We start from the raw sequence: 14,125 nt of genomic DNA, 5'->3' as shown, positions 1-14,125 counted from the left end.
ACCGCCAGTGTGCGCCAAGCGGGCACCGAGCTGACGCTGTGGCCACGCAGCGCCCGGTACAGGTGCGGCGGCAATGGCGTTGCAGATCCTCGCCGTCGCTCTGGCCATGGCCGGGCAAACCGGTGCAGGCACACTGGCGGCCGTGAGAGCCACCCCTGCCACCAGTCACGTGTCGTCCGAACTGCCCGCCGCGCGATTCGATCCCGCGCTGGTGGCCATCCTCGCCGGCGTCTGCGCCGCGTTGCACGTCGGCAAACTGCCACCTGCCATCACCGCGCTGCAGGCGGCGCTCGGCTTGAGTCTGATGCAGGCCGGTTTTCTGCTCTCGCTCGTTCAAGCCGCCGGCATGGCCGCGGGGGTGGCCTTCGGTGCGCTCGCCGACGGCCTGGGGCCGCGGCGCAGCATGCTTTTCGGCTTGGCAATCCTCGCGCTGGCGAGTGCGCTCGGCGGAGCGGCCGACGATGCCACGACACTGATGGTGCTGCGTGCGGCCGAAGGCTTCGGCTTTCTGCTCGTCGTGCTCGCCGCGCCGGCGCTGGTGCGCAGGCTGGTCGCGCCGGCGCGGCTGAGCAAGATGCTGGGGCTGTGGGGCGCCTACATGCCACTGGCGACCGCGATTGCGCTGCTCGCGGGCCCGTGGGTCATCGCGCTGGCGGGTTGGCGAGTCTGGTGGTGGGGCCTGGCCGCGCTGACGGTGGCAATGGCGATCTGGTTGGCTGCGGCAGTCACCGCTGGACCGAGCGGACCTGCGATGCGCAGCCAAACGGGACCGCGCTGGGTCGCGCGGCTCGGTTCGACGCTGGCTGCGCCGGGGCCGTGGCTGGTGGCGATGGCGTTTGCGATGTATTCGGGCCAGTGGCTTGCAGTGATCGGATTCCTGCCGACCGTCTATGCCGAGGCCGGCGTCGCCGGCACCGTCGCCGGCGCGCTGACCGCGCTGGCGGCTGCGGCCAACATGATCGGCAACATTGCCGCGGGCCGTCTGCTGCATCGCGGCGCACCACCGACCCGGCTGATGAGCACCGGCTTCGTCGTGATGGGCCTCGCCACCGCCATCGCCTTTGCCGGCTTCGGTGCCGGCGTGCCGATCCCGGCCGGCCTGCGCTATGGCGCGGTGCTGATGTTCTCTGCGTTCGGTGGTCTGATCCCTGCCACCTTGTTCGTGCTGGCGATGCGGGTCGCACCCGACGAAGGAAGCATCTCGGCCACGGTCGGCTGGGTCCAGCAGTGGTCTGCGCTCGGCCAGTTCGGCGGCCCGCCGCTCGTCGCGTGGATGGCCGTGGCGACTGGTGGCTGGCAGTCTACCTGGCTGGTGACCGCCGCGTTCAGCCTGCTCGGACTGCTGTTGACCGCGGGAATTGCAAGGCTGCTCGCGGCCGATGCGCCAACACGTTCGACATCCAGCGCCAAGCCGTGAAGCGATCAGCAGCAGGCGATCCGCGAGCCGGCCACGGCGTCAATGGTTTGCCGCGGCCACCCTCGGCTTCGGCGTGCTGGGCTTCTTCCGCGCCAGCGCTGCGTCCATCTCGAGGTCGATCTTGCCATCGGCCTCGCGCAGGTCGATGCTGACGTGCCGCGGATGGGTGTCGGACTTGTTGGACCGTGTCGGCAGGGCTTGCAATGCAGTCGAGCTTTTCAGTCGATCGGCGATGGTGTCGGGGCACAGCAGTTGGTCGAATACGGAGGCGGCCGAGGTGGTCATGGTGTTGGTTTGAAAGGCAGCTTGCCTGTGCCGGACGACGATCGACGGCACAAAGCACGAGATAAAAAAAAGTGCGCCATGCAGGACATGGGCACTCGTGTTGGCCGGAATTTTAACTGTTCCGCGCCCGGCGCGGCTGCAAAGGGAAGCGCACCGTAGGCTTTCTGCACACTTCGACCCGGCCAGCGCGAAAACGTGCTGCGCGGCTTCGCAGCGAGAGTCGATGGCAGCGGCTAGGTCGTTGCGGGCCGCCGCTTGTCGGCCGCGAGATCGCGCAAGCGCAGGCCCTGCGCCGCGAGCATCAACAGCGCCAGCAGCGCCAGCCAGGCCAGGCTCCAGGGCGTCGGCCAGGTCCACCAGGCCGCGGCCACGCAGCCGCAACAGGCCAGCATCGCGTTGCCGAAGCCGAGGCCGCGATGGCCGGTGTAGGCGCCGATGATCGCCAGCGCGGCGACGGCGCCCAGCGCGATGCGCAAGACCAGCCAGGCGAAGCCGTCGCCTTCGAGCGACAGCACGCCGAGCAGCGCCGGCCACTGCAGCAGCGCGAAGGCATAGGGTTCGGACAGCGCACGCATTGGCACGCGGTCGGTCGTGGTCGGCGCGGTGGGTGGGGATGTGGTCTGGGCGGTGTTGTTGATCATCTTTCGCTGATGTCGATGGCAGCGTTCTACTGCCGGTAAAGACGCAGCCGTGCGTTGGTCGAGGCAACGATCTCGTCCCAGTTGCGGCTGGTTCCGGTATTGGCGATCAGTGCGGCGACGCTGCGCCACGGGCGGTTCGGGAAGCCCGGCCGGGGTGGCCCCGGCACGGCGCAGTGCTGCGCCAGTTGCGCGTCGCTCATCTCGCTGACATAGGCCGGCTGGCGCGGCGTGCCGGTCACGTCGTAGAGGTCCGGGTCGTCGACGATGGTGTGCGTCTCGTTGAACGGTGCCACCGGACTGGTCCCTGGCGGTCCATCGCCGAGGTCGGCTGCGCTGGCACTGACCTGCGTCGGCACATGCTGCTCGGCGGCGATGATGTCGGCGACCAGTGCGTCGTCGGGATTGGCGGTGGCGCGCAGGCGCTGCTGCTCGGCAGTGCGCGCACCGCGACCGAAGCGGACCGAGGCCTCGAAGCGCAGCGCGACGTTCTGGTCGTGCACGCGCTGCTTGGCCCGTTCCTCGAAGCGGCTCGAGAAGGTCGTGTTCATCGACCCCGTCATCGGCGTCAGATTGGCCCACGACGAGCCTGTGCCGCCGAGATGGTGATTCAGCAGATGCCCCATGATGTAGTAGGTGGTTCCCCCCTGGCGGCGCCGGCCGAGGGTGTCCCACAGGCCGCCGCTGACGCTCGGCTGGTCGCCCGGCGGATGGACCGAGGTCAGCCGATCGACCCGCACCGATCGCCCCATGCCGCCTTGCAGTCCGCCGAACACCGGCGCGGTCGATGCGCTGGCGGCGTCGCCGCCAATCAGCTCGCGAGCGATCCCGGCCAGCTCGTGGGTCAGTCGAACGATTTCGGCGGCATCCGCGTCGGCGGGGCCGGCGCCGGCGGCTGCTCCGGCGGGAACCGCGGTGCGCATCTTCGCCAGCAGGCTGCGGTGGGTCGTGCGTGCGGTCTCGATGCGGGTGCGCTTCGCGGCATCGGCACCGGCCTCCTGCTCGTCGAGGAAGGCGCTGAACGATTTCGGTTCGGAGGCGATCGTCAGCTGCGCAGCGGCGCCTTCACCGGTGAAATACAACTCGTGGCGCTCGCCGTTGGCCGCGGTGAAGCCGAAGCGGTTGCGCCACCATTCGCGCAGGTTGCGCACCGCGCTGCCGACCGCCGAGGCACCGCGCCGCGCCAGCGCGATCAGGCTCTGGCCGAGCCGGATCGCCCGGTCGACCAGCCAGTCGAGTGCGCGGTCGACGACGCCTTGCACACGTTCCAGCAACTCGCGGATGCGTTCGCCGAGGCGCCCGAGCCCGAACTGGTTGGCGAGAAAACCGATCGCCACCGGTAGCGCGCGCGCCAGCGCGCCTTCGAGGAAGCCGGCCGCCGCTTCGATCGCGCCGCGCGCGATGCCGAGGATGCCGTCGAGCACGCGCGAGACGATCTCCAGCATCTGCCTCAGATACTGGAAGAAGGATTCGATCGCGTTGTAGATCGCGATCAGCGCGTTGATCACCGGCATGATGCCCGTCACGTCGAGCAGGCTCATCAGCCAGCGCACTGCGCGGTCGATGACACGGGTGCTGATCCAGCCGATGACGCCGGTCAGCACGGTCTGCCAAAGGTCGCCGAGCTGGCCCTGGATCTCTTCCCACAACGCGGCCGGGCCCTGCGTGACGAGCAGGTAGACGAAGCGCCAGACGCCGGTGGCCGCGCTCAGCATCGCGCGCAGCCGCGCGACGGTCGCCGGGTCGAGCCGGCGCTCCAGCTTGGCCCAGATGCGCTGGGCGGTGACGCCGAGCACGTCGAGCACAAAGCCGAGGATCGAACGCAGCGAGAAGTCGGCCGGCGGCGTGATGCCGGCGTCGCGCACCTGGCCCATCAGCCAGCCGGTGACGCCGCCGAGCAGGTGGGTCAGGATGTTGCTGAAGAACAGGCCGAAACCGGTGCGCACAGCGCCAAGCAGGTTGAGCAGGAAACCGATCGGGTTGGTCAGGATGTCGCCGATCGCGGTGGCCGCCTTGCGCAGGATCTGCACGACCAGTTGCGCCGGCACGCCGAGCACGCCGAGCACCGCCTGGAAAAAACTCCACGCCGCGCGCGGGATGTCGCCATCGACGAAGACCTGGCGCAGGATGCGCATCGCAGTGGCCTGCACCCGTGGCCACAGCGTCGGGTCGGTGAAGAACTGGCCGAAGACCGGAATGCGGCCGAGGATCTGCTGCAGAACAAAATTCTTGATCGGCTCGCGGATGCAGCAGGGGATGGCCTCCCACACCGTGCTGAGGATCAGCTGCGGCAGCCGCAGCAGGTTGCCGACCACGCCGATCAAGCGGCGCGCGACGCCGGCGGCGGCTTCGACGAACGGCGACAGCGCATCGAAGGCGCCGAGCACGCGCTCGAACAGCGCGCCGACACCCGACTGCACCCAGACGATCAGCCGCTCGGCTGCGCTTTCCAGCCAGCCGAGCGCGCCGGCCAGCGCCCCCAGCAGGCTGCTGCCGCGCAGCGCGCCCATCAGCGCGGCGATACCGGCACTGAAGCTGCCGATCTTCGCCGTCAGCCACTGCCCCGCGCCGACGATGACGCCGCGCACGCCGCCGATGATGCGTGACACGCTGGGCAGCACGCTGGCCAGCGTCTCGCGGTTCTCGGCCACCGCGCCGCCGCCTTCCATCGCGCCTTCGGCCGTCTCCAGTTCGGCCGACAGGCCCTGCATCTGCTCGCCCAGGCCCTGCAGGAATGGCGGCGGCAGCAGTTCGGCCACGCGGTCGGCGGCGTTCGAAATCGGTTGCCAGACCGGACGCGTCTGCTCCTTGACCCAGTCCCAGGCTTCGCCGGCCTTGGTCGTGACCCAGCCGATGATGCCGTCGGAGCTGTCGCCACTGCCGGCATCTTCCGGTCCGAACAACTGCTCCTTGACCCAGCCCCAGGCATCGCCGACCGCATTGCGCACCGGCGCGGTCCAGTTCCAGATGTCGGTGCCGAACTGCTGGACGCTCTCCCACACACCGCCGGCAAACTGCTGCAGCCACTCGACCGCGGGCGCGCCGTAGCCGGCCCACAGGTCGCTGAAGAACTGCCCGACCGGTGCGAAGAAGGCACTCAGGCGGTCCCAGGCTTCGCCGGCGACCTCGGTGACGAAATTCTTCAGCTGGCCGATCGCAGCGAGCAGCGGCTGGCAGTCGCCCGACGCCAGCGCGGCAACGATGCCGGCGGCACGCGAGACCAGGCCGGTGAACAACTCCAGCATGCCGGCCAGCGTGCCGCTCGGATCGAGCCGGTTCAGCACCGCGGCGATGCCGTCGAAGGCCTGGGCCACGATGTCGCGCAGCCAGGCCATCGGACCCTGGCGGATGATCGGCGCCAGCTCGGGCGCCACCCGTTCGACCAGCGCCATCGCGACGTCGCCGATCGCTTCGCCGGCCGCGTCGACGACCGCACCACCGGCATCGACCACCGCGCCACCGGCGTCCACCACCGCGCCGCCGACCGCGCCGGCCGCATCGCCCAACTTGTCGAGCAGGTCGGCCTGCACGGCTTGGGTCGGCAACTGCGTGGCCGTCAGCGGCGCCGGCGTGTGCACCTTTCGTGCATTGAGCTCGGCTTCGCGCTCGGCTGCATCTCCGCCCGCCGGCACGCGGCGCGCACCGCCGTCGGCGACGCTGGGCTGCAGCGCGGCGCCGGCGCGCTTCTGCTGCACCACATGCGTCAACTCATGGGCCAGCAGGCCGCGTCCGGCGCGCGATTGCGGGTCGTAGGCGCCGGCGCCGAAAACCACGTCCTGCCGGTGCGTGTAGGCGCGTGCGCCGATCGTGCGGGCGGACGCAGCCGCAGCACCGTCGGCATGAACGCGCACGCCACCGAGCGGTTCGCCGAAACGCTGCTCCATGTCGCGGCGTACGGGCTGCGGCAAGGGCTGGCCGGCACCGTCACGCTGCAGATAACGCGGCAGGCCCGCACGTTGCGCCGCCGGCGGGGCTCGCGCAGTTGCGGCACGCGGCTGCGTCGATGGCGGAGCGTTGCTGCGGCCACTTCGGCTGCGCCGCTCGTTTTCCGACGCTGCGGAGCGGCTCGCGGGCGCGGCCAGCGTCGGCATCAGAACTCCTGTGGCGTGCGGCCCAGCTTGCGGAATTCGGCGCGCACGCCGGCGCCGATGTCGTCGATGCCGATCGGCTCGCCGCGCGATCCGGCGCTGGCGGCCGCTGCGAGCACCGCGTTGCGGATGTTGCCGCCGGCGAGGTCGACGCGCGCCGCGAGCCGGTTGATCGCGGCATCGTCGCAGTCGCTGGCCTCGCCGAGGTGCATCCGCCACAGTTCGCGCCGCGCCTGCGCGTCGGGCGCGCTGAAGTCGACGATGAAGTCGAGCCGGCGCGCAAACGCCGGGTCGAAGCGGCTGCGGCTGTTGGCGGTCAGCACGACGATGCCGCCATGCGTCTCGATGCGCTGCAGCAGGTAGTTGGTCTGCGCATTGGCAAAGCGGTCGTTGGCCGACGCCACCTCGGTGCGTTTGCCGAACAGCGCGTCGGCCTCGTCGAACAGCAGCAGCACATCGGCATGCTCGGCGCGTGCCAGCAGCTCGGCCAGGTTTTTTTCGGTCTCGCCGATCCACTTGCTCAGCATCGACGACAGGTCGACGCGATAGATCGGCAGACCGAGACGCGATGCCAGCCACTGCGCGGCCAGCGACTTGCCGGTGCCGGAGGCACCGGTGAACAGCAGCCGCACACCTTCGCATGCTCGGGTGCGCGCGGCGGCGCCGAGCCGCTCGTGCAGCGTCTCGCGCTGCTCGCAGCGCTGCAGCACGCGCTGCAGTTCGGCGCGCACGCCGTCGGCGACGACCAGCGCCTGGTCGCAGACCGGTTCAGGCAGCGGCATCGCCAGCGCTTCCAGTGCGCGGCAGGCCGAGCTCAGCCGCGCCGCCTGCGCGATGCGATCGCCGATACCTGCGTTTGCCGCCTCGCCGGCGACCAGCAGTTGTGCCAGCCGAGCGTGTTCGGCCGCCTGAGCCGGTGCGGCGCGGTAGCGGCGCGCCGCCTGGGTCGCCGCCGGACTGTCGCCGAGCGCATCGCGCCACAGTGCTTCGCGCACCGCCAGCGTCGCGCGTGGCACCCGCCATTCGGCAAGCACGCCGTCGTCACGGCGGATGCTGCCGTCCAGACCTGCCAGCACCAGCACCGGCCCGGTGTGATGGCGTAGCGGCGGCATACACACGACCTCGCCAGGCGCCGCAGGCAAGAGAAATACCGGCAGCCGGCAGCCCAGCGACATCCACAAATCGGCACCCGGCGGCAGCTCCCTGCCCCACCAGGCCGGCCGCACGCCCAGCCGTGCGGCGAGCGCGGCGGCGACGGCCTGCGCCTCGGCCGTGCTGGCGCTGCGGATCAGCAGGCCGGCGCCATCGCTGGCTGCCAACCGCTTCGCCCATCGATCGAGCGCGTCGGCGTCCAGGCCATCGGCGCCGGCCGGCTGCGCACCCGGTGCGCCGGGCCAGTCGGTCTCGATGCCGGCCAAGGCGGCAGCCAGCGGCGCCTGGATTCGCAGGCCACGTTCGCACAGCGGCCGGTCGTCGGCGTCGAGCAGCAGCGCACCGGATCGCACGGCCGCACCGAAGGCCAGCGCGTACAGCGTCTCGGCCTCGGCCTGGGCGTCGCTGCGCCCGCTCGCGCACAAGGGCGCAAAGGCCCGCGCCAGCAAGGCCAGGCTCGGGCGCGCACTGGCCACCGGTGCCTGCAGCCAGGCCATCAGCCGGCCGACCAGCGGATCGTCCTCGACCGCGGCGGCCAGCGCCATCGCGAGCACCTCGACCGGTTGCAGCTGCAGCTGCTCGGCGGCGCGAATCAGCAAGGCATCGTGCGCCGGCGGCATTGCCAGCGAGTGCGCCACCTGCTGCGGCCAGTCCGCACCGCCAGCACGTTGCCAGGCCTCGTGCAGAAAACGCGCCTCGGGTGCGTCCTGTGGCGGTGCAGCCTGCAACAGCGCGCCGAATGCCGCCAACGCGAGATCGCGGCAACCGAGCTGGCCTTGTTCGATTTCGGAGGCGGGTGCGTTCATCAGAGGTAGTGGAAACGGATCACGCTGTCGAGCCACGGCACAAAACCCGGGTCGATGTCGAAACCGGCGCGGCGGATGCGCACATCGACGTGCTGCAGCGGCAGCGTCAGATCGACGCGGTGCGGCGCCAGCCAGACCCGGCCGGGCCGGTGCAGCACGCGGCGCAGCGGCAGCCGCGCTTCGCGGACACAAATCACGCGTGCATGACGCCATGCGCCGGCGGCCGCCGGACGCAGCGCCGACATCGCGGCTTCGTCGAGATCGGCGTGGTGCGCGACCTGCTCGACCCAGCTTCGCGCCGTTGCATCCAGGCGATGGTGCTCGACCGCCAGCTGCAGGATCGCCGCGAACAACCGTGCAGGTTGGGGCTGCTGCGACAGTCCCTGGCGCAGCAGCAGCGGCAGCAGAAACCACAGGCCGGCCCAGGCGGTGTCGAGGGCGCCGTCGAATTCGGCAACAGCCGATGGCGCTGGCTCGGCGGGATGCTGCGTCGGTTTGGTCTCGGCGGCTGTGCGTTCGGTCGAGGTGCCATGCACAGCGGGCGCTTCGGCTACAAGTTGCGGGGCAGCCACATCAGCGACCAGCGGCGTTGGTCTGGCCGGAACCAGAAACCTTGAATCATCCGTTTCGCCAGACGGCCGAGCAGGCGTGTCGGCGCTTCCTTCGTCGTCGATAGGCTGTTCGAATGGCAGGCGCGGGACCAGGCTGGCGCGCGCCGATGACGCTGCGCTCGCTTCATTTCGCGGCGACACCGATGCATCGGCTTCGGCGCGCCGCGCCTGCACTGCCGCGGTCGCTCGACCCTTGGCAGGCGGTGACTTGGCGACAAAGCCCAGCAAAGCCTTGTGCTCGTCCACCGACAGCACAGCCATCAACGCCGGCATCTGCCCTGCAGCCTCGATTCGCGGCAGTGCCTCGCGCCACAGCTCGGCGCGCTGGCCAACCGCCAAGGCGGCATGCGCCGGCTCGTTCTCGAGAGGCTCGAACAGCAACACCTGCAGGCACAAGGCGAGCGGCAGCGCCGGGTGTGTTGTCGGTAGCAGGCGCTGCCAGAACCAGGCCCCGGTGTCGCGCCCATCCAGCCAGCGCTGCAGCAGCAGCAGGCGCGCCTCGGCCTCGTGCGCAGCCCACACCACTGGCGCATCGGCCGATGCGCTGGCCATCGGCTGCGCCAGCGATTCGATGGCGCGCCATTCACGCTCGAGCTGCAGCGCCAGGCTTTGCGCACTGGCTTCGCGAGGCAGCACCAGCCGCAGCCGGCGCAGCAGCACGAAGCGATGCGCCAGCGAAGTCGGCATCGACGCGATGCGCAACGCGTCCTCGACGCGCGATCGCAGTGCATGCGCGGACATGTCGTGCGGCAACTCGAGCCGCAGCCGTCGAACATTCAGGTCGTTGCTGCTCATCGCGTCAGGAAATTCACCGTCGTGGCCAGACTGGTGGCCAGATTCGCGCGCACCGTCTGCGTCACGCGCACCGAAGCGACATCGCCGCTGAGGTCCTCGACCACCGCGCGCGCCGCCACCTCGTTGGCTTCGAAGAACTGCAGCTGCATGCCGATGCGCACCCGGTCGGGCAGCAGCGCGCGCACATCCAGGCGCAGGCCGGGGTTCAGCGGCAGCGGGCGCACGATGCGACCGGCGACCAGTTCGCCGGTCGGCGAATGGCTGGCGGCGAGCAGGCAGACCCGCACCAGGTCGGCGAGCAGCGCCACCGCCTGCGGATTGTTGCGGTCGGCGCGGCCCTGCAGCCAGGCGGCGAGTTCGCGCAGGTCCTCGCGTTCTTCGCGCGGCAGTTCACCGAAGCGCGGCAGACCGCTCAGATCACCGAGGTCGGCCTGGCCGCGCGCCGCATCGAACTGGCTGTAGGCCTCGGCCCATTGCAGACGGATCGCCGCGCGCACCCGCGACAGCCGCTCGTGGAGGCAGGCGGCGATGCTTTCGATGCGCTCGAACTCGGCCGCAGCGCGGCGTTTCAGTTCGCTGCTTTCGGCCGCGCCGCCGAGCAGGTCGCCGAGGCTGGCCGCGCGGGCAAACAGGTCGACCTTGGCACGCACGCCGGCGCCGGCCTGCAGCGCGGCCTGCGCCTGCGGCAGCGCCGTGGCGCGCGCCAGCATCACGCTGTCGGACTGGGCACGCAGCGCCAGCATCGACGCCTGCTTCGCGGGCGCGCTGGTGTTCAACGCCAATGTCGAGGCCACCGGCGTTTGCAGTGCAGCGATCAGACGGTCGGCGAGCGCAGGTTGGTCGATCAGTTGCAGGTGCGGGCGCATCGCCGGGAACCAGTCGAGCGGAGCGCGCCGCAGCAGCGCCAGCATCGCCAACACATCGTCGGGCGGGTTGTCGTGCGCAGCCAGGCAGGCCGGCACGACGTCGGGTTCGAGCGCGGAGTCCAGCCAGCGCGACGGCGAATCGACGCTGCGCGCAGCAACCCGGACCCGCGAATAGGCGAGGAACTTGACGTGTTCGGCAATCACCTCGTCGCGGTGTGCGTTGAGATCTCGCGCACGCTGTTCGTCCTCGGCCAGCAGTGCACGTGCGGTTGCGACGTCCTGGCGCGCTTCGGCCAGTTCGCGCGCGACCACGCCCAGCCGCGAGTTGATGTCGCGCAGCAGGCCTTGCGTCGTCTCCAGCGTCTTGCGCATGCGCTCCAGCGCATCGCGGTAGCGGCGCACGATGCCTTCGGCGTTGCGCAGCAGCGCCACCGTGTAGTCGGACAGGTCGACGCCGCTGAAAAAGAACGCCGCCTCGTCGGCCTTGTCGGCTTCGGGGTCGGGGTCGCGCAGCACCGCTGCGAAATTGTTCGCGCGCAGCGCAGACAGCTTGACCGCCTCGCCGCGCAGCGGCTGGCCGGTGCTGTCGAATTTGCCTTCGTCGGCGATGCCGTGCACGTCGAGGTCGTCCATGTCGAGGCCGAGCGCCGCCAGCTTGCTGATGATGTCGGCTCGCGTCGCGACGGTGAAATCCTTGGCCTCGATCGAACGCGGCCGCTCCATCCGCGCCGCGATCGAGGTCGTTCGGATCTCGGCCTTGCCGGTCAGTGCATCGGCGCCGATGATGGTGCCGACGCTCGGCGCGGGTGCCTTCGCAAAGACGCCGGAAACCAGACCGGCATCGAGCCGCTCGGTCACCACGCCACCAAAAACCGCTGGCGCGGGAGCCGGTGTTGCCCGCACCCCGGCGCCGAATCCGGTGTTGCTGAACACGGTCGTGCTGCCGATACCGCCGATCGCTGCGGCGCTGGCACGCGGCGCCGGCGCAGGCGTCGGCGCGGTCGGCGACGAATCGCGCTTCAGGATCGTCTTGTCGGCGCGCACATCCTGGTAGAAATCGGCCAGTTGCTCGCGCGTCGCGGTCGCGTTGTCGAGGTCGGCGATCTGCGTCAGCGCCGGCGATACCGCAAAACGCGTCGCCTGGCTCTGCTTCAGCACCGACTGGCGCAGCCGGTACAGGTCGGTCTGCACACGCAGATAACCGAGGTTCAATGCATCGTCGGCCTCGTCGACGCGCGCCGCCAGGTCAGCCACCGTTGCGCTCAGGCCTTGGGTGCCGATCAGCGTCGCCAGCGTCGGTGCGGCGGCGCGGTCGGTGCCAGGCGGGATGATCTTCAGCGACTTGACGTCTTCGCCGGCCAGCAGTTCGGCGACCGCTTCGGCCTCGAAATTTTTCTCAACTGCCCGTGTGCCGAAGGCCGCTTCGAACGGGGCGTCGCGCTCGGGTAGCGGAACCAGATCCCAGCCTTCGCCGCTGCCGCGTGCCGTGCTGTCGCTCAGCAAGTCCTCGTCGAGCCAGACGGTTTCGGTAGAACCATCGAGCGTGCCCGCCGGGCCGAAACAGGCGCGCCCGTCGAACAGCGTGAAGGCGATGCCGGTGATCGGCTTGTCGCCGAGACCCAGGTCTGCGGCAGGCACAGCCAGCCGTGTCCAGACGCCCGCCGGTGGCAGCTCGACCGACTGCAGCCGCCGCGACGCGGTGCCGTCGCTGCCCCAGCCAATCTTGTTGGCGCCCCAGTAGGCGCGGTGCTCCCAGCTGGCGGCGAAGAACTGCAGCATCAGTTGCTGCGGCGGATTCTCGCGGTCGATCTGCACCCAGGCGTACAAGGTGCCATCGGCCGCCACCTCCAACGGCGTCGGCGCTGCTTCCAGCACATGCTGGTGCAGGCCCGAAACCAGCGCCGAGCGGTGCAGCAATCCGGCCGGCGCCGGCACCGTCGGCGCCAGGCTTTCGTCTTCCAGCCGCAGCGGATCGTCACTCGCCTCGGCCAGTGGTGGCGTGCCTTCGCTGCCGTCGACGCCCAGCCTCAGCTGATGCTGCTTGCCGCGCAGGTTCTGCCGGCGGCGCAGCCAGTCGGCGCGCACGTCGACGAAGCGCGACAGCGTGCGGCCGATCTCGCCGGTCGGGTCGGCCTGTTCGATGACCAGCAGATCGGGTTCGAAGACCGCCTGCGGCACCGGAACGAACACACTCAGCCGATCGCGCATCGACAGGTCGATCGCCCCGAGGCCGGCCGCCTCCTCGAGCAGCAGGTCGAGCTGCTCGAGCGGCACCGGCGCGGCAAACAGGTCCAGCGTCGGCGGAAAGAAGTGGTTGCGCCGCGCCCGCACGTCGACCGCGTCGATCGGCAGCAGCCCGGCTGGCGGCAGCAACCGCAGTTGCGCACGCATCGCAGCGATGTCCGCGCCGGCCAGACTCGCTTCGGCAAGGTGCTCCGACAACTGCTCGATGCGTGCCTGCCACAGAAAACGCTCGCCGCTGGCGGCGATGCGCCGTGCGGAATCGTCACCAGCGCGCCGCGCCGCGGCGAGCAGTGCCTGGCCGCGCGGCCGGCCGCCCGCACGCACCACCGCGGCGCGGTCGGCGAACAGCGGTTGCCACGCGGCATTGAATGCGACCAGCGCCAGCGGCACGCCGATGCGATGCCAGGGCATGGCCTGCGCGACACCGAGTTGCGCTTCGCGGCCGAAGATCTGCCAGGCGAGCCGGTTCCGCCACGCCGCATCGGGCGCGCGCGACGCCAGCCATTCGTCGGGCCAGGCGTAGTAGACCAGCCGGCCGGCATCGCGGCGCTGCTGGTCCTCGAAGGCCTCGGCCTCGAGGTCGCGTTCGCACTGGTCGAAGGGGTCGGCGCCCTCGACCTGCCAATGTTCGACCGGCTCGAGCACGACGATGCCGACACGCGGCACCTGATGGCCGGCGGCGAGTTCGTCGCGCAGGGGCAGGCCAAGGTGGCGCGAATCGAGCGCCGAGCCGTCGGCATCGGCCGGGCCCGGCAGCGGCGTCTCGCCGGCAAGCAGCCAGCCCGGCGCCATCACCGGCAGGTCGAGTGCGTCGAAGTCCAGCGCCATCGGCACCGCCACCTCCTCGCCGTTGGCGGCCAGCGCGAGGCCGGCGTCGAGCGTCATCCGCCGCGGTGTGTCCAGGTCAAGTGCTTCGGGTGCCGGGTCGGCGACGCTGCCGATCGGCGCGATGTCGGCTTCGAAGAAGGCCAGCGCGAGGCCCTCGACGACACCCGCGCTGAGCGCGCGATTGAGCAAGGCGATGCGCCGGCTGCGCTGGTTCTGCTCGGCATGCAGCAGCGGCGCGGTCAGCGCGCGCCCGGCAAACGCGTTCATCCGGCGCTGCTCGCCGGCATCGACGCGGCCGACCAGCCGCGGCTGCACCGCGACCGGGATTTCGCCGGCGGCGCGCAACAGATTGCGGCCCGATGGTTGGCGTATCTGCATCAGCTTCTTTCGTTGGC

Annotated in this window: 7 protein-coding genes; 1 reads left to right on the top strand and 6 read right to left on the bottom strand. The window is 70.6% G+C overall.

The annotated features are described in order from the left end of the window. The first annotated feature begins 142 nt into the window (after positions 1 to 142). Positions 143 to 1,417 (top strand): CynX/NimT family MFS transporter, encoded by a 1,275-nt coding sequence (locus tag ACNH6H_RS20790; protein ID WP_418320191.1) that lies wholly within the window; start codon positions 143 to 145, stop codon positions 1,415 to 1,417. Positions 1,418 to 1,456: 39 nt separating this feature from the next. Here the strand turns inward: ACNH6H_RS20790 and ACNH6H_RS20785 are convergent, their stop codons facing one another. The 6 genes from ACNH6H_RS20785 to ACNH6H_RS20760 form a co-directional block, all read right to left on the bottom strand. Beyond that, positions 1,457 to 1,753, bottom strand: a complete 297-nt coding sequence (locus ACNH6H_RS20785) for a hypothetical protein (RefSeq protein ID WP_418320190.1) — start codon at positions 1,751 to 1,753, stop codon at positions 1,457 to 1,459. A gap of 182 nt (positions 1,754 to 1,935) precedes the next feature. Beyond that, positions 1,936 to 2,343, bottom strand: a complete 408-nt coding sequence (locus ACNH6H_RS20780) for a hypothetical protein (protein ID WP_418320189.1) — start codon at positions 2,341 to 2,343, stop codon at positions 1,936 to 1,938. Positions 2,344 to 2,369: 26 nt separating this feature from the next. Further along, on the bottom strand, positions 2,370 to 6,431 hold the full coding sequence (locus ACNH6H_RS20775) for an eCIS core domain-containing protein (protein ID WP_418320188.1): 4,062 nt from the start codon (positions 6,429 to 6,431) through the stop codon (positions 2,370 to 2,372). Continuing rightward, positions 6,431 to 8,386 carry an ATP-binding protein gene (locus ACNH6H_RS20770; RefSeq protein WP_418320187.1) on the bottom strand — a complete coding sequence of 652 codons (1,956 nt, stop codon included), beginning with the start codon at positions 8,384 to 8,386 and terminating at the stop codon, positions 6,431 to 6,433. Before ACNH6H_RS20770 ends, ACNH6H_RS20775 begins: the two co-directional genes overlap by 1 nt. Further along, on the bottom strand, positions 8,386 to 9,792 hold the full coding sequence (locus tag ACNH6H_RS20765) for a hypothetical protein (protein ID WP_418320186.1): 1,407 nt from the start codon (positions 9,790 to 9,792) through the stop codon (positions 8,386 to 8,388). The genes ACNH6H_RS20770 and ACNH6H_RS20765 overlap by 1 nt, the downstream gene beginning before the upstream one ends. After that, positions 9,789 to 14,108 carry a hypothetical protein gene (locus tag ACNH6H_RS20760; protein WP_418320185.1) on the bottom strand — a complete coding sequence of 1,440 codons (4,320 nt, stop codon included), beginning with the start codon at positions 14,106 to 14,108 and terminating at the stop codon, positions 9,789 to 9,791. Before ACNH6H_RS20760 ends, ACNH6H_RS20765 begins: the two co-directional genes overlap by 4 nt. Between the last annotated feature and the right edge of the window lie 17 nt (positions 14,109 to 14,125).

Source organism: Pseudideonella sakaiensis (assembly GCF_048320135.1).
Classification (GTDB): domain Bacteria; phylum Pseudomonadota; class Gammaproteobacteria; order Burkholderiales; family Burkholderiaceae_C; genus Ideonella_A; species Ideonella_A sakaiensis_A.
Note: the sequence above shows the minus strand (reverse complement) of the source record. Positions and strands in the feature narration are given on the sequence as shown.

Coding starts and splice junctions, on each gene's coding strand:
- ACNH6H_RS20780 (WP_418320189.1), bottom strand. CDS start 2,343: ATGATCAACAACACCGCCCAGACCACATCCCCACCCACCGCGCCGACC.
- ACNH6H_RS20775 (WP_418320188.1), bottom strand. CDS start 6,431: ATGCCGACGCTGGCCGCGCCCGCGAGCCGCTCCGCAGCGTCGGAAAAC.
- ACNH6H_RS20770 (WP_418320187.1), bottom strand. CDS start 8,386: ATGAACGCACCCGCCTCCGAAATCGAACAAGGCCAGCTCGGTTGCCGC.
- ACNH6H_RS20765 (WP_418320186.1), bottom strand. CDS start 9,792: ATGAGCAGCAACGACCTGAATGTTCGACGGCTGCGGCTCGAGTTGCCG.
- ACNH6H_RS20760 (WP_418320185.1), bottom strand. CDS start 14,108: ATGCAGATACGCCAACCATCGGGCCGCAATCTGTTGCGCGCCGCCGGC.